The organism is Azospirillum himalayense (genome assembly GCF_042657465.1).
GTDB lineage: Bacteria > Pseudomonadota > Alphaproteobacteria > Azospirillales > Azospirillaceae > Azospirillum > Azospirillum himalayense.
Map to the genome: position 1 here is coordinate 108729 of NZ_JBHSLC010000035.1, position 25185 is coordinate 133913.

The 25185-nt window shown below is 68.9% G+C and carries 27 protein-coding genes; 11 read left to right on the forward strand and 16 right to left on the reverse strand.

The genetic code is table 11. From position 1 onward, the window contains the following. Positions 1–2: 2 nt before the first annotated feature. The 10 genes from ACFPMG_RS17110 to minC all read right to left on the reverse strand — a co-directional run bounded on the left by ACFPMG_RS17110 (position 3) and on the right by minC (position 10019). A complete protein-coding gene (locus tag ACFPMG_RS17110) occupies positions 3–1205 on the reverse strand; it encodes an aminotransferase class V-fold PLP-dependent enzyme (protein ID WP_376996340.1) in 1203 nt (400 codons plus the stop codon). Then, a complete protein-coding gene (locus ACFPMG_RS17115; protein WP_376996341.1) occupies positions 1202–1582 on the reverse strand; it encodes a cupin domain-containing protein in 381 nt (126 codons plus the stop codon). The genes ACFPMG_RS17110 and ACFPMG_RS17115 overlap by 4 nt, the downstream gene beginning before the upstream one ends. Beyond that, positions 1579–2577, reverse strand: coding sequence for an N-acetyl-D-Glu racemase DgcA (gene dgcA, locus ACFPMG_RS17120; RefSeq protein ID WP_376996342.1), 999 nt, complete (start codon positions 2575–2577; stop codon positions 1579–1581). Before dgcA ends, ACFPMG_RS17115 begins: the two co-directional genes overlap by 4 nt. A gap of 79 nt (positions 2578–2656) precedes the next feature. After that, positions 2657–3763 carry a methyl-accepting chemotaxis protein gene (locus tag ACFPMG_RS17125; RefSeq protein ID WP_376996343.1) on the reverse strand — a complete coding sequence of 369 codons (1107 nt, stop codon included), beginning with the start codon at positions 3761–3763 and terminating at the stop codon, positions 2657–2659. Between the two features lie 431 nt (positions 3764–4194). Then, positions 4195–5505 (reverse strand): methyl-accepting chemotaxis protein, encoded by a 1311-nt coding sequence (locus ACFPMG_RS17130; protein ID WP_376996344.1) that lies wholly within the window; start codon positions 5503–5505, stop codon positions 4195–4197. Beyond that, on the reverse strand, positions 5480–6028 hold the full coding sequence (locus ACFPMG_RS17135; protein WP_376996345.1) for a PAS domain-containing protein: 549 nt from the start codon (positions 6026–6028) through the stop codon (positions 5480–5482). The genes ACFPMG_RS17130 and ACFPMG_RS17135 overlap by 26 nt, the downstream gene beginning before the upstream one ends. A gap of 248 nt (positions 6029–6276) precedes the next feature. Further along, the gene (locus ACFPMG_RS17140; protein ID WP_376996346.1) at positions 6277–7668 is read right to left on the reverse strand and encodes a CRTAC1 family protein; all 1392 of its coding nucleotides are present in this window, start codon (positions 7666–7668) and stop codon (positions 6277–6279) included. A gap of 237 nt (positions 7669–7905) precedes the next feature. Further along, on the reverse strand, positions 7906–8304 hold the full coding sequence (gene minE, locus ACFPMG_RS35415; protein ID WP_465252024.1) for a cell division topological specificity factor MinE: 399 nt from the start codon (positions 8302–8304) through the stop codon (positions 7906–7908). After that, complete coding sequence (gene minD / locus ACFPMG_RS17150) at positions 8301–9116, reverse strand: septum site-determining protein MinD (RefSeq protein WP_376996347.1); 816 nt, start codon at positions 9114–9116, stop codon at positions 8301–8303. The genes minE and minD overlap by 4 nt, the downstream gene beginning before the upstream one ends. Before the next feature lie 141 nt (positions 9117–9257). Next, positions 9258–10019, reverse strand: coding sequence for a septum site-determining protein MinC (gene minC / locus ACFPMG_RS17155; protein ID WP_376996348.1), 762 nt, complete (start codon positions 10017–10019; stop codon positions 9258–9260). A 741-nt stretch (positions 10020–10760) separates the two neighbouring features. Between minC and ACFPMG_RS17160 the strand changes: the two genes are divergently transcribed. From ACFPMG_RS17160 to ACFPMG_RS17210, 11 genes are all read left to right on the forward strand, one after another. Next, positions 10761–11498 (forward strand): PhoH family protein, encoded by a 738-nt coding sequence (locus ACFPMG_RS17160; RefSeq protein ID WP_137140118.1) that lies wholly within the window; start codon positions 10761–10763, stop codon positions 11496–11498. Between the two features lie 289 nt (positions 11499–11787). Beyond that, positions 11788–13932 (forward strand): bacteriohemerythrin, encoded by a 2145-nt coding sequence (locus ACFPMG_RS17165; RefSeq protein WP_376996349.1) that lies wholly within the window; start codon positions 11788–11790, stop codon positions 13930–13932. A 45-nt stretch (positions 13933–13977) separates the two neighbouring features. Beyond that, entirely contained in the window at positions 13978–14202 is a 225-nt protein-coding gene (locus ACFPMG_RS17170; RefSeq protein ID WP_376996350.1) for a hypothetical protein, read from the forward strand. A gap of 71 nt (positions 14203–14273) precedes the next feature. Further along, complete coding sequence (locus ACFPMG_RS17175; RefSeq protein ID WP_376996351.1) at positions 14274–14876, forward strand: SCO family protein; 603 nt, start codon at positions 14274–14276, stop codon at positions 14874–14876. 176 nt (positions 14877–15052) lie between these two features. After that, the gene (locus tag ACFPMG_RS17180; protein WP_014239729.1) at positions 15053–15415 is read left to right on the forward strand and encodes an AtpZ/AtpI family protein; all 363 of its coding nucleotides are present in this window, start codon (positions 15053–15055) and stop codon (positions 15413–15415) included. Between the two features lie 12 nt (positions 15416–15427). Next, a complete protein-coding gene (locus ACFPMG_RS17185; RefSeq protein ID WP_094305931.1) occupies positions 15428–16171 on the forward strand; it encodes a F0F1 ATP synthase subunit A in 744 nt (247 codons plus the stop codon). Between the two features lie 73 nt (positions 16172–16244). Beyond that, the gene (locus tag ACFPMG_RS17190) at positions 16245–16469 is read left to right on the forward strand and encodes an ATP synthase subunit C family protein (protein ID WP_014239727.1); all 225 of its coding nucleotides are present in this window, start codon (positions 16245–16247) and stop codon (positions 16467–16469) included. Positions 16470–16556: 87 nt separating this feature from the next. Then, positions 16557–17207, forward strand: coding sequence for a F0F1 ATP synthase subunit B family protein (locus ACFPMG_RS17195; RefSeq protein ID WP_051140136.1), 651 nt, complete (start codon positions 16557–16559; stop codon positions 17205–17207). Further along, positions 17204–17683, forward strand: a complete 480-nt coding sequence (locus tag ACFPMG_RS17200; RefSeq protein ID WP_038529084.1) for a F0F1 ATP synthase subunit B family protein — start codon at positions 17204–17206, stop codon at positions 17681–17683. Before ACFPMG_RS17195 ends, ACFPMG_RS17200 begins: the two co-directional genes overlap by 4 nt. A gap of 97 nt (positions 17684–17780) precedes the next feature. Then, positions 17781–18584: a DODA-type extradiol aromatic ring-opening family dioxygenase gene (locus ACFPMG_RS17205; protein WP_376996352.1), complete on the forward strand. Its 804-nt coding sequence runs from the start codon at positions 17781–17783 to the stop codon at positions 18582–18584. A 207-nt stretch (positions 18585–18791) separates the two neighbouring features. Next, positions 18792–20864 carry a sensor histidine kinase gene (locus ACFPMG_RS17210; RefSeq protein WP_376996353.1) on the forward strand — a complete coding sequence of 691 codons (2073 nt, stop codon included), beginning with the start codon at positions 18792–18794 and terminating at the stop codon, positions 20862–20864. Between the two features lie 19 nt (positions 20865–20883). Here the strand turns inward: ACFPMG_RS17210 and ACFPMG_RS17215 are convergent, their stop codons facing one another. The 6 genes from ACFPMG_RS17215 to fdh3B form a co-directional block, all read right to left on the reverse strand. Further along, complete coding sequence (locus ACFPMG_RS17215) at positions 20884–21582, reverse strand: class II aldolase/adducin family protein (protein WP_376996354.1); 699 nt, start codon at positions 21580–21582, stop codon at positions 20884–20886. 183 nt (positions 21583–21765) lie between these two features. Next, entirely contained in the window at positions 21766–22710 is a 945-nt protein-coding gene (locus tag ACFPMG_RS17220; protein ID WP_376996355.1) for a WD40 repeat domain-containing protein, read from the reverse strand. A gap of 159 nt (positions 22711–22869) precedes the next feature. Further along, entirely contained in the window at positions 22870–23259 is a 390-nt protein-coding gene (locus ACFPMG_RS17225) for a hypothetical protein (RefSeq protein ID WP_376996356.1), read from the reverse strand. An 11-nt stretch (positions 23260–23270) separates the two neighbouring features. After that, positions 23271–24344, reverse strand: coding sequence for a formate dehydrogenase subunit gamma (locus ACFPMG_RS17230; RefSeq protein WP_376996357.1), 1074 nt, complete (start codon positions 24342–24344; stop codon positions 23271–23273). Positions 24345–24390: 46 nt separating this feature from the next. After that, the gene (locus ACFPMG_RS17235; RefSeq protein ID WP_376996358.1) at positions 24391–24555 is read right to left on the reverse strand and encodes a hypothetical protein; all 165 of its coding nucleotides are present in this window, start codon (positions 24553–24555) and stop codon (positions 24391–24393) included. Between the two features lie 26 nt (positions 24556–24581). Beyond that, positions 24582–25178 (reverse strand): formate dehydrogenase FDH3 subunit beta, encoded by a 597-nt coding sequence (gene fdh3B / locus ACFPMG_RS17240; RefSeq protein WP_014239715.1) that lies wholly within the window; start codon positions 25176–25178, stop codon positions 24582–24584. Between the last annotated feature and the right edge of the window lie 7 nt (positions 25179–25185).

The window sequence follows — 25185 nt, forward strand, 5'->3', positions numbered from 1 at the left end:
GCCTACAGCGCCCTCACCGCCGCCAGCAGCCGCTCCACCTCCGCCTCGTCGTTGTAGTAGTGGGGGGAGGCGCGGACGACCTCGGTCAGGCCGCGGGCCTCCATGTCGAAGGGGGTCGAGGGCGCGGAGGACACCGACAGGTTGATCCCCTGGCTGCGCAGAGCGGCCTTGATCGCCCGCGGCTCGTGGCCGTCCATCGTGAAGGTGACGATGGCGCAGCGCTCCGCCCCGAGATCGCGCACCGTCACGCCGGTAAGCGCGCCCAGACCGTGCCGCAGCCTGTCGGCGAGGGCAAAGGCGCGATCGCGGATCGCCTCCAGCCCCCAGGACAGCGCGTAATCCACCGCCACGCCCAACCCGAGCCGGGCGGCGGTGTTGCTCTCCCACAGCTCGAATCGGCGGGCGTCGGGACGCATCGTGTAGCGGTCCGGCCCGGTTAAGGCGGCGCCGCTGTGGTCGAGCGTGTGCGGCTCGATGCGGTCGAGCCAGTCCTTGCGGACATAGAGGAAGCCGGTGCCCCGCGGCGCGCGCAGGAACTTGCGCCCGGTCGCCGACAGGAAGTCGCAGCCCAGTTCCTCGACGTCCACCGGCATCTGGCCCACCGTCTGGCAGGCGTCGAGCAGATAGGGGATGCCGTGCCGCCGGGCCACCCGCCCGATGGCGGCCGCCGGGTTGACCAAGCCGCCGTTGGTCGGGATGTGGGTGATGGCGATCAGCTTGACCGGACCCTTCCCCGGCTCCCCGATCATCGCCTCCAGCGCCGCGACGGAGGTCTGGCCGGTCTCGTCGCTGGGGATCACCTCGACCACCACGCCGGTGCGCCGGGAGGCTTGCAGAAAAGGTATGAGGTTGGCGGCGTATTCGGCGCGCGCCGTCAGGATGCGGTCGCCGGGCCGGAAGCCCTCCCCCGGCAGGGCGGCCAGCGCGTTGAAGGCCATGCCCCAGGCCGCCGTCGCGTTCTCCGCCAGGGCCACCTCTTCCCGCGAGCAGGCGATCAGGCGGGCCACGGAGTCGTAGACCCCCTCCAGCCGGCCGTTGGCGTGCTCGGCCGCCTCGTAGCCGCCGATGGTGGCCTCCAGCGCCAGATGCGCGGTCACGGCGTCCAGCACCGGCTGCGGCGGCAGGGCGGCCCCGGCGTTGTTGAAGTGGACGACGTGCCGGGTTCCCGGCGTCTCCGCGCGAGCGCGCGCAATGTCGATGGTCATTGGTCCTCCCCCTGCCCCGGTGTTTCCGGTGGCTGTTTCTCGCCGATGTGCACCGCCAGCCAGACGGTCGGGGCCGTCGGATCGGTCCAGGCCACGCGATGCCGCCGCTGGGCAGGAATCATCACCCAGTCGCCGGGCCCGAGCGCGCGCTCCGCCTCGCCGTCGAGCTGCAGCCGGGCGGCGCCCTGGACGACCAGCACGAACTCGTCCCAGTCCTGATCGTACCAGAAGCCGTCGGGGGACGCCTGACCGGAGGAGAGGATGCGCTCGATGCGCACCGTCCCGGACGACGCCGTTTCCGCCAATGTCGTGAAAAGTTCGTCCGGAAGTGTACCGAACGGCAGGCCTGCCAGCAGGTTGCCGGCCGGGATGCTCATCCCCACAGTTCGGGGGCGGGCGGGCACAGCGTGCCGCCGTCGTAATGCAGGGCCGGCGTGCGGTCCTCGGCCAGCAGCAGCGGCCCGTCGAGATCGACGTAGCGCGCGCCCTGGGCCAGCAGCACGGCCGGCGCCATGGCGAGCGAGGTGGCAACCATGCAACCGACCATGATGTCGAAGCCGGACTCCTGCGCCGCCTGCTTCAGCAGCAGCGCCTCGGTCAGGCCGCCGGTCTTGTCCAGCTTGATGTTCACCACCCGGTAGATGCCCTTCAGCCGGTCGAGCGAGTCCAGCCCATGGCAGGATTCGTCGGCGCCCAGCGGCACCGGGCAGTCGATGCCGCGCAGCGCCTCGTCCTCGCCGGCGGGCAGCGGCTGCTCGATCAGTTCCACCCCGAGATCGGCCAGCACCGGGGCGAAGCGGCGGAGCATCTCCAGCGTCCAGGCCTCGTTGGCGTCGACGATCAGGCGGGTGGTCGGGGCGGCCTCGCGCACCGCGCGCACGCGGTCGAGGTCGCCCTCCCCGGTCAGCTTCATCTTCAGCAGCGGATGGTCCGCCGCCCGCGCTTTGGCGGAGGCAGCCATCGCCGCGGGCTCGTCCACGCTCAGCGTGTAGCAAGTGGTCAGCTTCTTCGGCGCGTCGGGCAAGCCGGCGAGCCGCCACGCCGGTTTGCCCGCCTGTTTGGCCTCCAGGTCCCACAGCGCGCAGTCCAGCGCGTTGCGCGCCGCCCCCGGCGGCAGGAGGGTACGCAGCCGTTCGCGGTCCAGCCCGTCCGCCACCGCCCCGGCCAGGGACTCCAGCGTCTTGACCGTCTCGTCCAGCGACTCCCCGTAGCGGGCGTAGGGTACGCATTCCCCACGGCCCCGCTTGCAGGATTCGACCACCTCGGCGACCACGACCTCGGCCTCGGTCTTGGCGCCGCGCGATATGCGGAAGGTCCCCGCGATGGGGAAGGTATCGCGGCGGACGTAAAGACGGCGGGCGGTGGACGACATGAAACTCTCCAGCAACGCGGCGGACCCGAAGTGTAAGCAAACCCGCCGCGATGACCAGAGCAGGGTGCGAATGCCAGCCTTACCCGTGAAGCCCGGCCCCGTTCATTCCCGCGCGCCCGCCCATACCAACGGTTGCAGGCGTCTGCTGCTGGCGCGGGTCCGGGTCCTGCACGATCACCCCGTACCAGCCCAGCCCCTTGTAGGTCTCGTAGCCCGGCGTCAGCGCGTAGCCGTAGGTGCGTCCGGCCCCGTCGGCGTAATGGCCCATGCTTTCGCCGCTGCGACGGAGCTGGACGGTCTCGCTGAGGATGCCGCGCCCGTCGGACGAGGCGATCACGCGGTGCCGCGCGTCGAGCAGAAGGCAGCGCGAGCGGGAGCGCTCCTCCTCCTCCAGCCGGACGCCCTGGACGACGGCGGCGGCCTGCGGTTCCCAGTCGAAGAAGATGCCCAGCACGCCGATCGGGTCGCCGTCCGCCTCGCCGCCGCGCCGGATCGCGGTGGCGTAGGTGGCGACCACCCGGTCCTCCAGCCGGCCGTTGCGCGCCACGTCGCCCACCGTGAATTCACCGCCGTTGCGCGTTGCCAGCGCTTGGCGGAACCACGCCTCATCGCCCACGCGGGCGCCCTGGGCGCCGGGGTAGCGGCCGGGACGGCCGGTGGCGATCACCTCCCCCTTCAGGTCGGCGATCCACAGGTCGAGATAGACCGTGTAGGACTCCAGGATCACGCCCAGCCGGTGGGAGGCGTGCTGGCGGTTCACCTCCGTGGGGTCGGCGGCGCAGTCCACCACCGCGCTGTCGGTCGCCCACCAGCGCACGTCGCAGGACCGCTCGTACAGGTTCCGGTCGATGATCTCGATCATGTTCAGCGACAGGTCGGCCAGACGCCGCCCGTGCATCTCCTGCACCATGGCACTGCCGGTGGTGGTCAGGTGGTCGACGCGCGAGACGATCTCCGACCGCAGTTCCTTGGTGATGGTGTTCACCTGCTTGGAAATCTCGGAGACCTCGTTCGCGACGACTGCGAAGCCCCGCCCGGCGTCGCCGGCCCGCGACGCTTCGATCAGGGCGTTCATCGCCAGCATCTTGGTGCGGCGGGTGATGTCTTCGATCAAAGACACCTTCCGCGAGGCGACGTCCAGGACGCCCCGGGAAAGCTCGAACAGTTCGTTTCCGGCCACACTCATCCCGAACACCTCTGTGATTTTAGGTGGGATATCTTTTTTAGACGTCTAACCATCAAACGCTGTGCCAAACGCCCTTTTGAAACCATCTGGGCGCGCAAAGCCGCGGAACGCCTGCGTTTGCGGGCGGCGTTGCGGGCTCCGGTTCAACGTTCTTGAGATGTCAGTTTCGAAATTGTGATGAATTCGGCGTCATATTGGAGTCCGAACAATCACACACGGCACCATCCTCGTTGCGCCGCACCCGGCGCACCGCGTGCGCCGCAACAAAAGCACCGTTTTCTCCTAAAAAATGAGGCAAAAGGTCGCAGAGCCCCCGCCTCCCGTCCCGACACTGCTTAGCATACAAGCAAATGACGGCCCGCTAATCAATGCCCGGCTTTTGAGCAAGCGCAATTTTTCGGGCAAAAGAGCCCGAATTGCACAGAATCGCGTCAAGCAACCTTGTGCATCTCGTCGAGGAAAAGTTGCACCTCGCGGGTCAGGCGGTCGGCCTGGACGCTCATCCGCTCCGACGCGGCGAAGACCTCGTGGGCAGTGCCGCTGGTGCGTTCAGCGGCGGTGGTGACGTCCTGGATGTCCTCGGTGACGGCGCGGGTGCCGGCGGCGGCCTGATCCATGTTGCTGACGATCGAGCGGATCGCCGAGCCCTGCTGCCCGATGCCCGCGGCGATGCCGCCGGCGATCTGGTTGATGTCCTGGATGGTGTGACCGATGCCGACGATGGAGGCGACCGCCACGTCGGTCGAGGACTGGATGCCGGCGATCTGGCCGGCGATGTCCCCGGTGGCCTTGGCGGTCTGATCGGCCAGCCGCTTGACCTCCTGCGCCACCACGGCGAAGCCCTTGCCGGCCTCACCCGCCCGCGCCGCCTCGATGGTGGCGTTGAGCGCCAGCAGGTTGGTCTGGCTGGCGATGTCGTTGATCAGGGTGACCACCTCGCCCACCGTCTTGGCGGCTCCGGACAGTTCGGCGATCAGGGCATTCGAGCGCTCGGCCTCGCCCGCCGCGCTGGCGGCGACCTTGGCGACCTCCTCCACCTGACGGGCGATCTCCCGGATCGACGCCGACAGCTCCTCCGTCGCCACGGCGACGCTGCCGACCGAGGAGCCGGTCTGCGACGCGGCGGCGGCGACCGAGGACGCCTTGCCGGTGGCGGTCTGGGCGTCGCTCTCCATGGTGCGGGCCGACATTTCCAACTGATGGGCGGTGCCGGACACCTGTTCGCACACCGCGCGGATCTGCGTCTCGAAACGGTCGGTCACCCCGGCGAAGCCCTTCACCTTGGCGGCGATGGCGTCGGTGGCGGTGTTGATGGTGCGCGATGCGTGCAGGAAGTTGCCCTGCATGCCCTTCAGCACGATCCGCCGGAAATACTTGTTGGCCGACACGTAGCTCATCGAGGCGGTGGCCTCGCGGATGAAGGCGTCGGTCCGGTCGATCGAGTCGTTCAGGGCGTGCATCAGCTCGCCGAGGTCGCCCTTTTCCCGAACGTTGACGACCCGCGCCTCGAAGTCGCCGCGCGACACCGCCTGACAGACCGCCACCGCCTGCCCCACCGCGGCGCGGGCGCGCACCATGCACAGCATGACGCCGACCAGAGCGACCAGCGCCGCGGCCCCGATCCCGATGCGCAGCGGCGCGCCGCCGACGTCCAGCGAATCGGTCACCAACAGCGCTGCGACGAGCAGAGCCGCGACCGCCCCCAGGCCGAACGCCTTAGAGAGAGAAGACGAATTCGTCATACCCGATCCCCTTCTCCGTCAGCAGCCCGACAACCGTGGCGAAAGCCTCGTTCATGCCTTGCTTGCGGTCTTCGTGGCGGTTTTCGATGTCGAGAAGCGTGCGGTAGAGTGGCGCCACCTTGTCGATGGCGCCGCGGTCCGGAACCCGGCGCGACGAGTGGTAGCCGACGAGCCGGCCGTTGACGTCGTAGCTGGGGGTGACGTGGGCGAAGACCCAGTAATGGTCGCCGTTGCGCGCCCGGTTCACGACGTAGGCGAAGATCTCCTGCCCCGCCCCCAGCGTGTCCCACAGCAGCTTGAACACGCAGCGCGGCATGTCGGGATGGCGGACGATGGAGTGCGGAGCGCCCATCAGCTCCGCCTCGCTGTAGCCGGCAACGCGCTGGAACACCCGGTTGGCGTAGGTGATCCGGCCCTTCAGATCGGTCTTGGAAACGATCACCTCATCGGCGTCGAAGAACCGCTCGACCCCGGTCAATGCCCGGTCTCGGGGGCCGGGGCTGAGAACAGCGCTGTGTGCCATGTGCCTGCGGTCGCGGGCCCGAGGCCCGGCGCCCCCTTATTGGTTCGCGGTCGGTTACAGGGCGTACATCTCCCCATCCGCGCGTTCCCGGCGGGCACCGGCGGACGCCGCAAAATAAAGACCATGCGGGTTATACAAAAGATTAAATTTGTTGCCGGGCGGAAATATGATTCAGCTCAACCGTCCGCCCGACATCGCTCAACCGTTTACCGGACGCAAGATTGTGCCGTCGCCTCACTCCGGCGGCCTCACTCCGGCGGATAGGGAACGGTCAGCAGCCGGCCGATGGGCGGGTTCTCGACGATGGCCGTCATGCCGTCCGGCCAGCGCACCTCCAGCCGCTCCACCGTGCGGGCGCTGCCCAGCCCGAAATGGGCCACCGGCTCCATCTGGCAGAGATAGCCCGAACCCGCGCAGACGGAGCGCCGCTGCCGCCGCCCGTTGGCCGTGCAGGTGACCACGGCGCCGCGCGCCGGCGCGCCGTAGGGGGTCAACGGCAGCACGCGCAGCCACCCGTTGTGGTTCGCCGCCGTGCGGTAGAGCGACAGGGGCTGCGGCGATCCGCCGCCCGTCCCATGGCCCACCCCGTTGCCATGCGCGACGAGAAGCTCCAGCCGCCCGTCGCCGTCGATGTCGGCCACCGCGGCTCCCGTCCCCAGCCCCTTGGGCTCCAGCGCGTCGCCGAGATCGATGGCCTGCCAGCGGTCGTCGCGCCACCCGAACAGGCGGTTCGGTTCGCCGTGCAGGTTGAAGAACAGCTCCTCGTAGCCGTCATTGTCGAAATCAGCGGCGATCACGCTGGACACCCGGCCCGGAAAGGACATCTCGGGATCGGCCTCGTCCACGAAGCCGCCGCCGGAGCGCTGGACGAACAGGCGCTGCGGCCCTTCCCAGGCGCCGACCAGCAGCCCGAACCCGCCGTAGCCCGGCCCGTCCACTGCGGCCACAGCCCGTCCGGCGAATCGCGAATCGGCGACCCCCCGCTCCTCGGCGATCTCCTCGTAGGTTCCGTCGCCCAGGTTGCGGAACAGGAAGTTTGGTCCGCCCTCGTTGCAGGCGAACAGGTCCACCCGGTCGGACAGGAACGGCAGGGCGAGCAGCCCGCGGCCGGCGCCGATCAGGTCGATGCCCGCCTCCTCCGCCGCGTCCTCCAGCCGCCCGCGCCGGCTCAGCTCGAACAGGCGGAAGGGGCCGCCGTCCGCCGCCACGACGAATCCGTAGCGGCCATGGCCGTGCCGGTCCATGGCGATCACCGACCGTCCGGCGACGCGGTTCGCCATGCCGGCGTTCTCCGGCTGGGCCAGCAGGTCGAGCCAGTGCTTGCCGAAGCAGGCGAACAGCCGGTCGCCCATCTCCTTCGGCCCGCTCGCCCGGTCGGAGTTCAGGACATACAGCTCCTCCCGCCCGTCACCGTCCACGTCGGCGGCGGCGATGGCGACCGCGCAGCCCGAGGCGTCGGCCAGCAGCGGCCCGGCGATGTCCACCAGCCGGGAGCCGTCCCATTTGAGGATGAGGTTGTTGGTGGCGTAGCCGGTGACCACCAGTTCGAATGCCCCGTCACCGTCGACGTCGGTCACGGTGATGCCGTTGGACAGGCGCGGCTGGTTGCCGTCGATCAGCCGCGAGCATTCGAAGAACATCGGCCGCCACTCCCTCACTGCCGCGACGACGCCCGGGGAGGGTTTGGCCCGCGAAGGCCGGTCCCTGACGGGCTCCAATCCGTTGATACCTCTTCGAACGGCCGAGGTAAACCCGCACGGAAGTCCAGCCCGCCAGGGAGCTGCGGCCTATGACCGCGAGGATGAAGCGCCATAGGTCATGAAAAATCCCGCCGCAGCGGGCCGGCTGCGGCGGGATCGGTCAGAAGCATAGGGCGGTCAGCGGCGCTTCTTGACGCCGCCGTTGGTCAGAGAGCCGCCGGCGGCCAGCTTGACCGGATCGGACTCGTCACCATCCTTGGCCGCCACCGGCCGGTTTCCGGCCACCGCCAGCTTGGCGCTTTCCTTCAGCGCCTTGGCGGCCGCCTCGCGGGCCGGCAGCTCGATGTTCAGCTCCAGGGTCGAGCAGTCGCCGCCGCGGTCCAGCTTGACCTCGACCTTGTTCTGGTCGATGTCGATGTACTTGGCGATGACCGCCAGCAGCTCCTGCTGGAGCATCGGCAGATAGTCCGGCCCGGTCCGCCCGGCGCGCTCGTGCGCCATGACGATCTGGAGGCGTTCCTTGGCCTGGACCGCCGACGCGCGGGGGGCGGACCGGAAAAAGCTGAAGATGCTCATGCGGACCTCCGGAGGAGGCGGCTGAACAGGCCCTTCTTCTGGGGCGCGACGAAGCGGTGCTCGACATCCTCGCCCAGGAAGCGGGAGACCGCGTCCAGATAGGCCTGGCCGGCGTTGGACGCCTCGTCGAGGATGACCGGCATGCCGACGTTGGAGGCGCGCAGCACGGCCTGGCTCTCCGGGATCACGCCGAGCAGCGGGATCGCCAGGATCTCCAGCACGTCGTCGACCTTCAGCATCTCGCCGCGCTCCACCCGCTCCGGGTCGTAGCGGGTGAGGAGAAGCTGCTGGGTCACCGGCTCCAGACCCTGCTCCGCCCGGCGCGAGCGGGAGGCCAGCACGCCGAGGATGCGGTCGCTGTCGCGGACCGAGGAGACTTCCGGGTTGGTCACGATCACCGCGTGGTCGGCAAAGTACAGCGCCATCAGCGCGCCCCGCTCGATGCCCGCCGGGCTGTCGCAGACGATGTAGTCGAAATCCTTGGAGAGTTCGTTCAGAACCTTCTCCACGCCTTCGCGGGTCAGGGCGTCCTTGTCGCGGGTCTGCGAGGTCGGCAGGATCGACAGGTTGTCGATGCGCTTGTCCTTGATCAGCGCCTGGCTCAGCTTCGCTTCGCCGTTGATGACGTTGATGAAGTCGAACACCACGCGCCGCTCGCAGCCCATGATGAGGTCGAGGTTGCGCAGCCCGACGTCGAAATCGATGACGACCGTCTTGAAGCCGCGCAAGGCGAGTCCGGTCGCGAAAGCGGCGGAGGAGGTCGTCTTGCCGACGCCGCCCTTGCCGGAAGTCATGACGATGATCTTGCCCAACGGAGCTTCTCCCACGTTCCTAAATGTTGCCGCCAAGGTCCGGTTACCGGGTTACGCAGATCAGGGTCTGTGCCGGGCACGCTTTGCGTGACACCGTCCTCGCACAGAGGGCCATTCGACAGAAAGCGCTCAAAAGCGTCATCACTGGGGCTCCATGTGAAGATAGCCGTCGCGCAGGAAGATCTGCACCGGCTTCTTCAGCACGTCGTTCCCGAAATCCTCGCTGACGCGGTACAGCCCGGCCACCGAGACGACCTCGGCCTCCAGGCTGTGACAGAAGATGCGCGCGTTGGTGTCGCCGGACACACCGGCCAGCGCCCGGCCGCGCAGCGCGCCGTAGACGTGGATGTTGCCGTCGGCCACCACCTCCGCGCCGGGGGAGACCGGGGCGGTGATGACCAGATCCGTCTTCTCGGCGTAAATCTGCTGGCCGGAGCGCACCGGCTCGGTCACCAGCAGCGCCGGACGGTAAACCGGCTCGGGCGGCGGGGCCGGGATCGGGGCGGCACCGGCCTGCGGTTCGGCGGCGGGGGGTGCCGCGGACTCCAGCTTGGCGGCGCGGCCGGCGGGCATCGGAGTCAGGCCGGCGGCGAGCGCCCCCTCATGGACCGCGCGCGGCCCGCCCCGGAAGCCGACCGGCAGCAGGTACAGCGCGCGCAGGTTGGTCACCAGGGCGGCGATGTCGAAGCGCGGGGTGTCCTCCGTCAGTTCCTCGAAATCGAGGACGACCGGGGCGTTGCGGAAGAAATTGGGCGCCTGCCGGACTTTGACGGCGAGCTGGGTGAAGAAGTCCGGCGACGCCGGATCATTCACCTTCAGCACCATCATGGTGAAGGAATTGCCCCGCAACTGGAACGGACCGTCCCGATCGGCACCCTGCCTGGCGCTGCTCACCGCTGCCATCCTGCTTGTGTTCCTGCCGAATCCGTGTCGTCCGCATGTCTGGGGCCATCGGCCAGGCACCAGGGCGGAAGGGTCAACCACCCGGGTTCTAGCGGCGCGGGCCCCATCCGTTCAAGCCTTTCCCGGCGCCGATGGAGTGACAACCGCCGGACACACGCGCCATCGGCCGGAACAGGGCGTCCCCGTCCGGGCTGGAGGTCCATGTGTTGCGTCAGCGGAAGGTCTCACTACAAAGTATGGTAATGGAACTGGATTCGCCGGGCAAAGGGTTTCGCAGGGATATGCCCTTTTCGCGCTGCGGCATCTTTCCCTCCCAACAGCACCCGCAGAGATGGTTCATGCACCCCCGACACATCTCCTTGTCGCAACGGCGGCGGGTTCCCTCCGCCTCTGGCGGTAGCCCGTCGCCGCTGCGCTCCCACCTGCGGCTCATCCACAACATCTTGTGTGAATCTTTTGCGATGCCCGCAATTTCGACTGACCTTCGCCGCCACGCGTCCTATGTTTGTGATGTGAGGTTCCTATTCTGACGAAGAGGTTCCGCTTGCACCCTGCTTCGTTCCCGAGCGTCCGATTGTCGCCGGCACCCCATGACGGGCGCAGCCGACGGGACGCACGCCTCGCACCGGCAAGCCAGACTCCGGCCATCCTGTTGCACAGCAGCATCGACGACCTCCCCCTTGCGGGAGGTTTTTTTGTGCCCGGAGCCGCCGCCCACCAACGTGACGTTAGGAGAGCGATATGGCCAAACGCCAGACCAAAGGCAGCGCCGTTTCAGCGTCCGAGTCGACGGTCCACCCGCTGTTCCCCGCCGCCGGCTGGGACCCCGTGGGCGGCGCCGACCGCCGCGACCAGAGCTATCTCCGCAAGGTCAAGCCCCAGAGCCCCAACCAGAAGAGGCTGATGGAGGCGATCAAGGACCATAACCTCGTTGTGGCGCTCGGCCCCGCCGGCACCGGCAAGACCTATCTGGCGATCTCCTCCGCGGTGGAGGCTCTGGAGGAGGGCAAGGTCGACCGCATCGTGCTGTCCCGCCCGGCCATCGAGGCGGGTGAGAGCATCGGCTATCTGCCGGGGGACATGCACGAGAAGATGGCCCCCTTCCTGCGCCCGCTCTACGACGCGCTGAGCGAGCGGCTGGGCGCCAAGCGCCTGCGCGCCCTGATGGCCGACGGCACCATCGAGATCGCGCCCGTCGGCTTCATGCGCGGGCGCACCCTGAACAACGCCTTCGTGGTGATCGACGAGGCGCAGAACTGCACCTACGCCCAGATCAAGATGCTGCTGACCCGCCTGGGCTGGCACTCCACCATGGTCCTGACCGGCGATCCCGACCAGACGGACCTGCTGGACAACCTGTCGGGTCTGGCCGACATCGCGCGCCGGCTGGAGGCGGTGGAGGGCATCGCCGTCGTCCGGCTGAGCGACACCGACATCGTCCGCCACCCCTTGGTCGCCAGCATGCTGACCGTGCTCTGAAGCCATCGGCAAACGAAGCGCATCGACGCGCAACCACCCCACCGGTTCGCAACTGCGGGAGGCCTTCGGGCCTCCCCTTTCTTTTTTCACGCCGCCGCAATCTTTCTTTTCCAAACTTTTGGACGGTGGCCCGCGACGTTTTCTCACCCCGGGTTGATCCGCCTTGACGACGATCAGGTGCGCGGAGCAAAAGTAACAAAAAATTTAGCGGAATTTTCGGACGGTCGCCGCACCGCCCGGAACCGGCGCCGGTGTGCCGGACATAAGGAAGATTCCGGAGGAACGTCAGGTGTTCGAGCGCATCAGCATCAAGGGTAAGATCTCCGTCATCCTGGGCGCCGCGGCCGTCGGCCTCGCCCTGATCGCCGCCGTCAGCCTGTTCGGCCTGCGCGCCGAGATGATGAAGGACCGCCAGGACAAGACCCGCAGCGTGGTGGAGGTCGCGCACAGCCTCGTCGCCCACTACGAGGAGATGGAGCGCAAGGGCGCGCTGACCCGCGACGCCGCCCAGGCGGCGGCCAAGGACGCGCTGCGCCGGCTGCGCTACGCCGGTTCGGAGTATTTCTTCGTCATCGACCGCGCGCAGCGCATGATCATGCATCCCATCCGCCCGGAGATGGACGGGCAGGACCAGTCGCGCACCACCGACCCGAACGGCAGACTGCTGTTCGTCGAGATGACCCGCGTCGGCGTCGCGGCGGAGGGCGGCTTCGTCGATTACCTGTGGCCGAAGCCGGGTCAGGCGGAGCCGGTGCCGAAGATCTCCTACGTGCGCGGGTTCGAGCCCTGGGGCTGGCTGATCGGGTCGGGCATCTATGTGGACGACGTGGCCGCCGCCTTCCGCGAGGCCGCCCTGTTCCTCGGCGGGCTGGGGCTGCTGATCGCGCTGGTGGCGACGGGCATCGCCCTGCTGGTCAGCCGGGCCATCGTCCGTCCGCTGCACGCCATGACCGGGGTGATGCAGACGCTCGCCGGCGGCGACACGGCGGTGACGGTGTCCGGCACGCAGCGCGGCGACGAGATCGGCGTCATGGCCCGCACCCTGGAGGTCTTCCGCAACAACCAGATCGACCTGCGGCGCCATTGGGAGCGCCAGCAGGTGGAGCACCGCGTGACCGGGCAGCGCGCCCGTGCCCTGGAACGGCTGACCGAGCGGTTCGACGCCACGGTCAGCGCCATGGTCGGGACGGTCGGGCAGGCGGTGCAGGCGCTGGAGAACACGGCGCGTTCCCTGTCCGACACCGCCGACCGCAACATGCGCGAGGCGGCCTCGGTTGCCGGGGCCTCGCAGCAGGCGTCCGTGAACGTGCAGACCGTCGCCGCGGCCGCCGAGGAGTTGAGCAGCGCCATCGCCGAGATCGGCACCCAGGTCGCCACCTCCTCGCACATCTCGCTGGAGGCGGTGACCGCTTCCCGGCAGGCCAGCGAGCGCATCGACGGGCTGGGCCACGCCGCGCAGAAAATCAACGAGGTCGCCGATCTCATCACCAGCATCGCCAACCAGACCAACCTGCTGGCGCTGAACGCCACCATCGAGGCGGCGCGGGCCGGCGAGATGGGCAAGGGCTTCGCCGTGGTGGCGGGCGAGGTGAAGAACCTCGCCGGTCAGACCGCCAAGGCGACCGAGGAGATCGCCGCCCAGATCAGCGAGGTCCAGCACGCGTCCCACGGCGCCGTCACCGCCATCCGCGAGATCGCCGGAATCATCGCCCGCAGCGACGAGATCGGGACCTCCATCGCCGCCGCGGTCCAGCAGCAGGGCGCGGCGACCGGCGAGATCGCCCGCAGCGCGGGGGAGGCGGCGCAGGGCACGCGGCAGGTCTCCACCAGCATCGACGAGGTCTCGGCCTCCGCCCTGGAGACGGAGAAGGCCGCCAACAGCCTGCTCGACGCCGCCGAAAGCCTCGCGCAGCAGGCTGGGTCCCTGCGCGCCCTGGTCGATGCCTTCCTGGTCAACGTGGCGGCGATCAACAGCGCGGAGCTGGCAACGCTCTTCGCCCCCGGCGGGGAGGAGGTCTTCATGCCCTGGAACGACACGCTGGCCGTCGGGCAGGAGGACATCGACAACGACCACATGATCCTGGTCGCGCTGATCAACCGGGCGGCCCGGCGCATCCGGGGCGGCGAAGTGCCGCAGGCCATCGGGTCGGCCATCGACCAGCTCGTCGCCTACACCGTCCTGCATTTCGAGGAGGAGGAGCGGGTGATGCAGCGGTCGGGCTATCCCGATTTCGTCCAGCACAAGGCGCAGCACGACGCCCTGCGCAAGCGCGTGGCCGAGTTGAAGCAGCGCTTCGCGGCCGGGGAGGCGCGGGTCGGCGACGACCTGCTGGCCCTCTTCCGCGACTGGCTGACGGGTCACATCCAGCGCTTCGACAAGCGCATCGGCGACCATCTGGCCCATTCGGGAGAACCGGCACGCAAGGCCGCGTGAGGAACCGGAAGCGAGGCGGGGTTTCGGATGGACTTGGTGATCGATGTGCTGGCACGGCTTATCGGCTGGCTGGTGGTCCGAGCCCTCGTCAGCTTCGTATCCTGCAAGCCCCGCCTGACCTGGCTGCTCTTCGGCATTCCGGGAGGACTCGCCGCCGCTGCGATCTACGCAACGACCGTCACCCTGATCGGCACCACGATCTTCCTGATCGCGCTGGTGACGGTCCCGGCGGCGCTGGCCCTGCGCTGGGCCACCCGGCGCCTCTGTTGAGCGCGCGATGCCCCGCCCTGGGCAGATTGTCCTCTTGACCTGGACCGTGCGCCGCCCCATTCCAGTCGGTCATGAAAGCCCGACTCATCCGCATTGCCGCCGCCTCCGCCGTGGGGCTCGTGATCGCCGCCGGCATCGCCTGGTGGCAGGTCGACAACGCCTCCAGCACGGTGCAGAGCAGCGTGCCCATCGGCGGCCCCTTCACCCTGACCGACCAGGACGGGAAGACGGTCACCGACGCCGACTATCGCGGCAAGTATCTGCTGATCTATTTCGGCTACACCTATTGTCCCGACGTCTGCCCGACGGAGCTGGGCACGATGGCCCGCGCCATGGATCTGCTGGGCGTGCAGGCGGAGAAAGTGCAGCCGATGTTCATCTCCGTCGACCCGGAGCGCGACACGGTGGCGCATCTGAAGGACTATGTCGGGCTGTTCCACCCCAATCTGGTCGGGCTGACCGGCACGCCGGAGCAGGTCAAGGCGGCGGCCAAGGCCTACCGGGTCTATTACGCCAAGGCGCCACAGGAAGGCGGAAAACCGGGGGATTACTTGATGGATCACTCCAGTTTCCTTTACCTGATGGGCCCCGACGGGCGCTTCCTCGGGGTCTATCCGGCGGGCACCACCGCCGACCGCGTGGCCCAGGATCTGGGCACCCGCATTGCCGGCTGACGGAAAACATGAGCGGAGCCGCGCCCCTTGACCCGGTAATACCAAGGTTTCGGCGCGGTTTTGTTGGGTTTTCAAGCACTTGTATTAAGGGTTTTGCGACTTGACAGGGTTGTGCCCTGTCCGTATGGTCTCGCCGCTTTCGCGTGGCTGCGAGACAACGGGGACAACGAAGCGACATGAGCGACGAAAAGCCCCCGCCGTCTCTGGCAGAGCTTGACGCCCGACTGAAGAAGGCGCGTGAAGGGAAGGAATCGCAGAGCGGTCCGGGGAAATATCACCGGCTGCCGCAGAGTCCTCTCGGCATCGCCTTTCGAATCGGGACCGAGCTGGTCGCTGCCATGATCGTTGGCGTCGGTGGCGGGCTCCTGCTCGACCGCTGGCTCGGAACGGCGCCCTGGGGATTGATCGTCATGTTCTTCCTCGGCGCGGCGGCCGGAATTCTGAATGTCTACCGGGCCATCACCGGGCTCGGATTAGCCCCCGGCTACCGCCGGGCCCGTGAGGATGACAACGAGCGCCCCAACGGCGACGCACACTGAGCGAGGACGACCTTGGATCCGCTGCACCAGTTCCAGATCAACCCGATCCTCCAGATCGTGATCGCCGGGTATGACGTGTCCTTCACGAACTCGGCCTTCTTCATGGTCGTGGCGGTCGCGCTGATTTATGCGCTGCTCGTCTTCGGCATGTCTGGCCGCGCCCTGGTTCCGGGCCGCCTGCAGTCCCTGGCCGAGATCTTCTACGAATTCGTCGCGAACATGGTTCGGGACAACGCCGGGCACGATGCCCGCCCGTACTTCCCGTTCGTCTTCGCGATCTTCATGTTCGTGCTGTTCGGCAACCTCGTCGGCATGATCCCGTTCACCTTCACCTTCACCAGCCACATCATCGTGACCTTCACGCTGGCGGCGACGGTGTTCGTGTTCGTGACCGTCCTGGCCCTGATGAAGCACGGCCTGCATTTCTTCAGCTTCTTCATGCCGCACGGCGCGCCGGTGGCGCTCGCCCCGATCCTCATCCCGATCGAGGTGATCTCCTACCTGATGCGTCCCGTCAGCCTGTCGATCCGACTGTTCGCCAACATGATGGCCGGTCACACCATGCTGAAGGTGTTCGCGGGCTTCACGGTTATGATGATCAGCGGCCTGGGCGCCGTCGGCTTCCTCGCCGGCCTCGTCCCGCTGGCCATCAACATCGCGCTGACCGGCTTCGAGTTCCTGGTCGCGTTCCTGCAAGCCTACGTCTTCTCGATCCTGACCTGCCTGTACATCCGCGACGCGCTGGAACTGCACTGAGCACCAGCGCCGACCCGGATCATCCCTTCACCGTTTTCACCACAGTTCACCCTTACCTAGAGGAATGAGTACCATGGAAGCTGAAGCCGCCAAGTACGTCGGTGCCGGTCTGGCCGTTATCGCCCTCGCCGGCGTCGGCCTGGGTATCGGCAACATCTTCTCGACCCTGATCGGTTCGATCGCCCGCAACCCGGCCGTCCAGCCGAAGGTCTTCCCGATCGGCATTCTGGGCTTCGCGCTGACGGAAGCCGTCGCGCTGTTCGCCCTGCTGATCGCCTTCCTGATCCTGTTCGCCTAAGGCCCGAGCGAACTTTCAATTTCGCTCTGACGCGGCGCCGGGCTCTCGAAGTTTCGGCGCCGCATTCTTGCCTAGGGGGACCGATCCATGCCGAACCTGTTGGCCAAGCGACGGCTGGTCCGCTGGTCGGGTGCTGCGGGCGCCTCGCTCGCCACTCTGACCGTGCTTGCCGGTAACGTCCTGGCGGCGACGGCGGAGCACGCGCCGGAAGCCGCCCATGGCGGCGAGCACGCCGCCGGCGGCCTGCCGCAGCTCAATCCCGCCACCTTCCCCACCCAGATCTTCTGGCTGGCGCTGACCTTCATCACCCTCTACTACCTCCTGTCCAAGAAAGCGCTGCCGCGCGTGGCCGAGGTTCTGGAGGAGCGCCAGGAGCGCATTTCGCGCGACCTGAGCAAGGCCGCTTCGCTCAAGGAAGAGGCCGAGGCCGCCATGGCCCAGGTCGATCAGTCCCTCGCCGGGGCCCGTTCCGAAGCCCAGGCCCTGATCGCCCAGGTCGCCGCCGAGATCGACGCGAACAACCACGCCCGTCAGGCCCAGTTGAACGCCGAGAACGCCGAGCGTCTGCGCAGCGCCGAGGCGAACATCGCCGCGGCCAAGGAGCAGGCGATCGCCAACGTCCGCTCCATCTCCGCCGACATCGCCCGTGACGTCGCCGGCCGTCTGGCCGGGCTGAACGTCGACGCGGCCCAGGCCGATGCGGCGGTCGCCGCCGTGATCGAGGAGCGCCGGTCATGAACACGCCTGAAATGTGGGTCGCCATCGCCTTCATCATCTTCGCCGCCCTGGTGTGGAAGAAGGCGTCCGGCGCGATCACCGGCCTTCTCGACGCCCGCGCCGAGAAGATCCGGGCGGAACTGGACGAGGCCCAGCGCCTGCGTGAAGACGCCCAGGCGCTGCTCGCCAACTACCAGCGCCGTCAGCGCGACGCGCTGAAGGAGGCCGAGGCCATCATCGCCCACGCCCGCGAGGAGGCCGACCGCCTCCGCTCGCAGGCCGGCGCCGATCTCGAAGCGTCGCTGAAGCGCCGCGAGGCCCAGGCCATGGACCGCATCGCCCAGGCGGAAGCCGGGGCGCTGGCCGAGGTCCGCAACCTGACCGTCGACATCGCCATGGACGCCAGCCGCCGCATCCTGGAAACCGGCATCCAGCCGGCCCAGGCGGACAAGCTGATCGAACAGTCGATCGCCGAGCTGCCGAAGCACCTGCACTGAGATCGTTGCCCCACCGGCAACAGTCTTTCGAAAAACCCCGGCCTAGGCGCCGGGGTTTTTCTTTGATGGAATGGTCCGGCAACCCGGAGCCTCTTCCATGACCACGACCCAGCCGGCCACCGCCCTGCCCTCTTCCGCCTTCCCCAGCGTCTTCGTCTCGCACGGCGCCCCCACCCTCATCATCGAGGATTCGCCGGGCCGCCATTTCCTGGCCGGTCTGGGCACGCGGCTGGGCCGCCCGAGCGCGGTGATCGCGGTGTCGGCGCACTGGACGACCCAGACCCCGGCGATCAGCGGCGCCACGCAGCCGGACACCATCCACGACTTCTACGGCTTTCCCCGCGCCCTCTACGCGATGCGCTACGCGGCCCCCGGCGCCCCGGCGCTGGCGGACCGCGTGCGGGCGCTGACCGGCGCCGCGGTGGACCCTGGCCAGGGGCTCGACCACGGCGCCTGGGTGCCGCTGATGCTGATGTACCCGGAGGCCGATATCCCGGTCGCCCAACTGTCCGTCCAGCCCGGCGCCACCGCCGCCGACCACATCGCGCTGGGCCGCGCCCTGGCGCCCCTGCGGCAGGACGGCGTGCTGATCCTGGGCAGCGGCGGCGCCGTCCACAATCTCGGCGATTTCCGCTTCGGTGAGCGCGACGTGGCCGGCTGGGCGGAGGACTTCGCCGGCTGGCTCGACGGGGTGCTGACGGCGGGCGACGAAGCGTCGCTGGCCGGCTGGAAGACGCTCTGCCCGCAGGCGAAGGCGGCGCATCCCACCGACGAGCATTTCCTGCCCCTGCCCGTGGCCTTCGGCGCCGCCGGCAGCGCGGTGCGGACGGAGCGGCTTCACACCGGGTTCGAGCATGGCAGCATCGGCATGCAAGCCTACGCCTTCCACGGCACGGTCTGAAACGGTGCCGGAGATGTTCAAAGGGGGGATGTTTAACGGGGGCTGAACCCGACACACTTGTCTGTTTGCGCCGTTGCCTCGCCAAGCTACAATCCGCGCCACCCGTCCGTGCACACGGAGGGGTTTCTGACAACGTCGGGCTTTTCCCGCCCGCAACCTTCGGCCGGATCTCGTGGCTTACGAACGACAGCGCGTACGGGACGTGGCGTGACGCGGAACGGAACCCTGCCCCGGTCCGGCGACGCCCCCTCCCCCCCCGGTGCCCCGGCCCGCCTCGCGCGCTCCCTTCCGGGGCTCGGTCTCCTGCGCCGCCTGGACGAGCTGACGCTCGCTGCGCGCGTCGGGCTGGGCTTCGGCGTGGTTCTGGCTCTGGTCCTTCTGCTGGCGCTGATCGGCGTGGCCTCGCTCTACGGGGTCAGCCGCGAGGTCGGCACCTTCTCTGGCTACGCCGACGCCTCCCAGACCGCCGCCGACCTGGACATCGGGCTGCGCGACCTGGAAGTCTCGGTCCGTGACCATCTGGCCGAGGGCGACCAGCAGAGCCTGCTCGACGCCGGGCTGCGCCGCGACGGCCTGCTGGAGCGGCTGACCGCCCTGGCCGGAATGGTGCAGGACGATGCCGACCGCCGCTCGGTGGAGGGCGCGCGCACGGCGCTGGACGCCTATTGGAGCGGCTTCGAGGCGCTGGTCGCGCTGCGCGGCGAGCGCGCCCGGCTGACCGAGTCGGTGCTGGAGCCGCAGATATCCCAGATCCGCGCCGGGCTGGGCCGGCTGAAGGACGCGGGCGGCGTCGATTCGGCGGCGCTGGCCGGCGACGCGACCGTCGCCATCCTGATGATGCAGGACCATCTCGGCCGCTACGTGGCGCGGCGCGACGACCGCGATTCGCTGCGCATGCGCGCCGAACTCGGCAACGCCCGCGCCAAGCTGGCCGAGATGAACCGCTATCTCTGGGTTCCCGGCACCCGCCAGACCATCGACGAGGTGGAGGCGGCGCTGGCCGGCATCGACGGGGTGTTGGGCGGCATTGAGGCCTCCCTGGCCGACGAGGACGGGCTGCGCGCCGAGCGGCTGACGCCGAACGCCGCCGCCGTCGCTGCCCACGCGGCGGAAATCCGCCAGCGCAATGACGCCGTCGCGGCGGAGCTGCGCGGCGGTCTGGCCGACCAGTCCTGGCGCACGCTGCGCATCGCCCTGTGGGCGGCGCTGGGGGTGACGCTGGCGGGGCTGGCGATGGTCTGGTTCGTCAACCGCCGGGTCTCCCATCCGGTCGCCGGCATGGCCGCCGCGGTGACCTCACTCGCCGCCGGACGGACCGACATCGCCCTGCCGCCGGACGAGGGGGCGGACGAGGTGGCTGCCATGGCCCGCGCCGTCCGCGTCCTGCGCGACAACACCGCGGAGATGGAGCGCCAGCGCCAGGAGGCCGCCGACCGGCACGGCCAACTGCTGCGCGACAAGGAGCGCGCCGACGCTGCCAACGAGGCGAAGACCCATTTCCTGGTGAACATCGGGCAGGAGCTGCACGCCCCGCTCAACGAGATCGTCGCCTCCAGCCAGTCGCTGATGGGCGAGCTGCACCGGCTGGGCGCCGGGGAGCTGGCGACCGACATCGAGCAGATCCAGTGGACCGGCGAACAGATGCTGACCCTGGTCGACGCCATCCTCGACTACGCCCGGATCGAGGCCGGCAACATGGACGTCGTGCTGCAGGATTTCGACGTGCACCGTCTGCTGATCGAGGCGCGGGAGCGCACGCTGCCCGCCGCCGACCTCAACGGCAACGAGGTGACGCTCCAGGCCGAGGCCGCGGCGCTCGGCCAGATGTATTCGGATTTCGGCAAGGTCCGGCAGGCGCTTCTCAACCTGCTGGACAACGCCTGCAAGTTCACCCAGGGCGGCGCGGTCCGGCTGGCCGCCGAGCGGGTCGAGCGCGACGGCGAGCCCTGGCTGCGCTTCACCGTGACCGACAGCGGCAGCGGTTTCGCCACCAGCCAGACCGCCCGGCTGTTCCAGCCCTTCGTCCAGGGCGGCAGCGGCGCCAAGCGGCGCGGTGCCGGGCTCGGCCTGACCCTGGTCGGCCATTACGCCGCCATGCTCGGCGGCGACATCGAGGTGGCGAGCGAGCCCGGCCAGGGCACCCGCGTCACGGTGGCACTGCCCGCCTATTACCAGCCCCCAGCGGAGGAACGCCCGCTCCAGGTCGGCACCGCCGGGGCTGCCAAGCGCCCGCTGGTCACCGTCGCCCCCCTGCGCCCCGTCGCCCAGCTGGCCTCCTGACGCCTGGAGACGTTGGCCGTCAGCCTTCACGCGGGCGTGCGGTGTCCTCCGGCGCGGCATCCTCGTCGGGCGGCAGGCCATACTTCATGCGGCGCATCTTCTCGGCGACGCGCGCGATCTCCTCGGGGGGCAGGATGACCGGCTCGCCCAGCAGATGGGCGTGGAGATACTGGCGGGCCAGCGTCTCCACCTCCACCGCCAGGGCCAGGGCGCCCTTCAACGTCTTTCCCAACACGATCATGCCGTGGTTGGCCAGCAGGCAGGCCAGCCGCCCCTCCAGCGCCGCGACGGCTTGGTCGGACAGCTCCTGCGTGCCGAAGGTGGCATAGGGCGCGCAGCGGATCGAATCGCCGCCGGCCAGAGCCACCATGTAATGGAAGCTGGGGATGCCCCGGCCATGGACGGCCAGCGCCGTGGCGAAGGTCGAATGGGTGTGCAGCACCACGTCCACGTCAGGCCGCGCCTTCAGGATGTCGCGGTGAAAGCGCCATTCCGACGAGGGCCGCCGCCGGCCGACATAGCTCCCGTCGAAGCCCATCTCCACGATGTCCTCGGGCGCCGTCTCGTCGTAAGGCAGGCTGCTGGGCGTGATCAGAAAGCCGCCCTCCACCCGCACCGACAGGTTGCCCGACGCCCCCTGGTTGATGCCCGACCCGTTCATGGCGAGGCAGGTGTCGATGATGGCGCGGCGCGGCGCTGGGTGGGACAGGCTGGTCATGGGCGGCGGTCTCGCTTGTGGAACAGTGCGCGCCTCCCGTACCCCTCTCCCGCCCCGGGAGAGGGAGGGACCCGCCGCAACGCGGCGGGAGGGTGAGGGTACAGCCAAGGAACTGCGCCTGGATTCTTGATTTTACCCTCACCCGGCCCTTCGGGCCACCCTCTCCCGGGACGGGAGAGGGGATCATGGACGCTCCGCGTCCGCCTTGCTCGTCAGGTCCCAATGGCGGACCACCGCGTCGTAGCCGGCGGACAGGGCGCCCTGCCCGTCCGGGGTGAAGGCGACCGCCAGGACCGGTTTCTCATGGCCGCGGAAGGAGGCGAGCTGCCGCCCGGTGGCGGTGTCCCACAACCGGACGCGCCGGTCGCCGCCCCCGCCGGACAGCAGGGCCTTGCCATCGGGCGCGACGGCGACGGAGGTGACGAAGCCGCTGTGTCCATAGAGGGTCCGCAGGAGAGTCCCGGCCTCCAGGTCCCACAGCCGCACCGTCTCGTCACTGGACGCCGTGGCGGCCAGCCGCCCGTCGGGGGACAGGGCCAGACCGTTCACACTGCCCTCATGCCCTTCCAGAACCGTCATCTCCCGCCCGGTCGCCACGTCCCAGACACGGATCTGGAAGTCGTAGCCGGCGGACACCAACCGCCCGCCGTCCGGGGTGTAGGCCACGGCGTTGACGTTGGCGCCATGCCCCTCCAGCACCCGCAGCGCGGCGGCGCTCTCCGGGTCCCAGACGCGGATGGCGAAGTCCCAGCCCGCGGAGGCGAAGCCGCGGCCGTCCGGCGCCACCGCCAAACCCGCGACGGTGCCGGTGTGGCCTTCGAAACGGCGCAGCAACCGACCGCTCTCCAGGTCCCAGAGGATGATGGCGGCGTCCCGGCTGCCGGTCAGGGCGCGTTTGCCGTCCGGCAGGAAGGCCACGGCGGTGACGCCGGCGGCGTGCTCGTGAAAGGAGGCGATCTGGGAGCCGGAGGCGAGGTCCCAGAGGATGGCCGAATAGTCCCAGCTTCCCGTCAGGACGCGGGAGCCGTCGGGCGACACGGCGACGGCGTTGACCATGGCGCCATGGCCGATCAGGTCGGCGGCGCGGGACAGCAGAGGAACGGTGAGGACTGGCGCGGCCGCGGCCAACGCGAGCAGTCGGCGACGGGTCCGGCACGGCGGATTCCCCGGATAACGCCCTCTTCCCATGCCCGAACCGCCTCCCGAAAAGGAAAAGACCGGCGGCCTCTCAGCCGCCGGTCAGGGGTAACAGGTATCAGCACCGGACGTTCTTAGCGCCCGGCTATTTCAGCGCCAGGTGTGCCCGCGGGCGACCGCGGGGTTGTTGGAGGTCCGGTTCGGCTCGTAGCTGCCGCCCTGGGGCAGGCTGTAGCCCGCCGCGTGGTGGCGGAAGGGCGGAAGCGCGAGGCCGGTCGCCGCATCGACGGTCAGGGTGTTGACCATGAAGGCAGCGTTGCCGGCGGTCCCCGGCATCATGGCGGCGACCTTGTAGACGGCGGTGCCGTCCTCCAGCGCCGCCTCGGTCACGCGCAGGACCTGCACGTTGTAGGTCTGCTCGACGATCCGCTTCACCTCGTCCGCCGGCTTCGCCGCGGGAGAGGTCGGGGCGGAGGTCTGGGCGGCGGCCGGAGCGGCGAGCGCCCCGGCCAGCAGCAGGCCGATCAGGAAAGAACGCATGGATGAGATCCTCACTCGGCGGGCGCGCGGTGGCGGCCATGGTGATGGCCCCCATGACGGCCGGGAGTCTCGCCCGTCACCTCTTGAACCCATAGCGAGTGGTGCTCGCGCGCCCACTGGAGTTCGACGTCGCCCGTGCCCATGGCGTCGAAGGCGCCTTCCATGCCGACCGAGCCGATGTAGATGTGCGCGATGATGACCGCGGTCAGCACCACCGCCACCGCGGCGTGGATCAGCTGGTAGAGCTGCATGTCGGCCATCGAGGCGAAGGAGAAGGGCCAGAGCAGCTGCACGCCCGTGAAGCCCAGCGCCGCGCCGCCCAGCACCGTCGCCCAGAAGATCACCTTCTGGCCGGCGTTGAACTTCTTCGCCGCCGGATGAACGCCCTTGCTGAACAGGCCGCCGGCCTTCAGCGCCCAGGTGATGTCGTTGCGCTCCGGGATGTTGTGCTTCACCCACATCACGAAGATGAGGAGGATGCCCAGCATGAAGGCGAAGCCCAGGTAGTTGTGGGCAAACTTGCCGTACTGGGTCATCGTGGCGAACGCCTCCGGCCCCAGCAGCGGCAGGACGGTGTGGCGCCCGTACAGCACGTTCAGCCCGGTGAAGGCCAGGATGACGAAGCTGCCGGCGGTCAGCCAGTGCACGCCCCGCTCGAAGGCGTTGAAGCGCTGGATGGTCCGGCCGGTCTTCTGGCCGTCGATCCGGATGCGCCCGCGCACCAGGAAGAACAGCACCAACAGACCCAGCATGCCACCCAGCACCCAGCCGCCGTAGGTGGACAGCGGGCCGTTGCGGACCGAGCGCCACAGCTCCCCTTCCGACTGCACCAGCACGCCGGCGCTCTTGTTGGGGATGGAGACATAGCCCTGCTCGCCCGAGCGCACCCCGCGCCACATGTCGGCCTTGGAGGTGCCGTCGGCCGGCTGGCTGGCGACCGGTGGGAACGCCTCCGCCGCCGCGGCGGAGGAGACGTTCGCCATGACCAGGGTCAGCGCCAGCATGGCGACGCCCAGAAGCACGATCTGGAACGGCGACCGGAGCCAGCCCTTGGCCAGCACGCCCTTGGAATGATTCGACGTCATTGCGTCAGCCCTTCCCTTGAGAACAGCGCCCATCGGAAACGCCCTCTCAGAAACGCTGGCCGGCCGAGCGCTGCTGGAGCGCCTGGACCTGATCCGCGGACAGAGGACTGTCCGCGGCGCCGCGGTAGACGCCCTTCTCCAGATGGATCGGGCGCGCCTGCTCCTCCTCGTTGCACCCCGCCAGAAGCGGGGTGACGAGAAGGAGCGCCATCGCACAGACAGTCCGGCGGATCACGGTCACGACCCCGCCTTCATCTGATAGGCGGTGCCCCAGCCCCAGGCGCCGGACCCGAAGCCGCGGGCGACCACGCGCTCACGGTAGATGTCCGACACCTTGTCGCCGTCGCCGGCCAGCAGGGCCTTGGTCGAGCACATCTCGGCACAGAGCGGCAGCTTGCCTTCGGCCAGACGGTTGCGGCCGTACTTCTTGTACTCCGCGTCCGTGTTGTCGGCCTCCGGGCCGCCGGCGCAGAAGGTGCACTTGTCCATCTTGCCGCGGGTGCCGAAGTTGCCGGCCTGCGGGTACTGCGGGGCGCCGAACGGACAGGCGTAGAAGCAGTAGCCGCAGCCGATGCACAGGTCCTTGTTGTGCAGGACCACGCCCTGCTCGGTCTGGTAGAAGCAGTCGACCGGGCAGACGGCCTTGCAGGGCGCGTCGGAGCAATGCATGCAGGCGACCGAGATCGACCGCTCACCGGGCTTGCCGTCGTTGATGGTGACGACGCGGCGGCGGTTGATGCCCCAGGGCACCTCGTGCTCGTTCTTGCAGGCGGTGACGCAGGCGTTGCATTCGATGCAGCGGTCCGCGTCGCAGAGGAATTTCATGCGGGCCATGGTGATG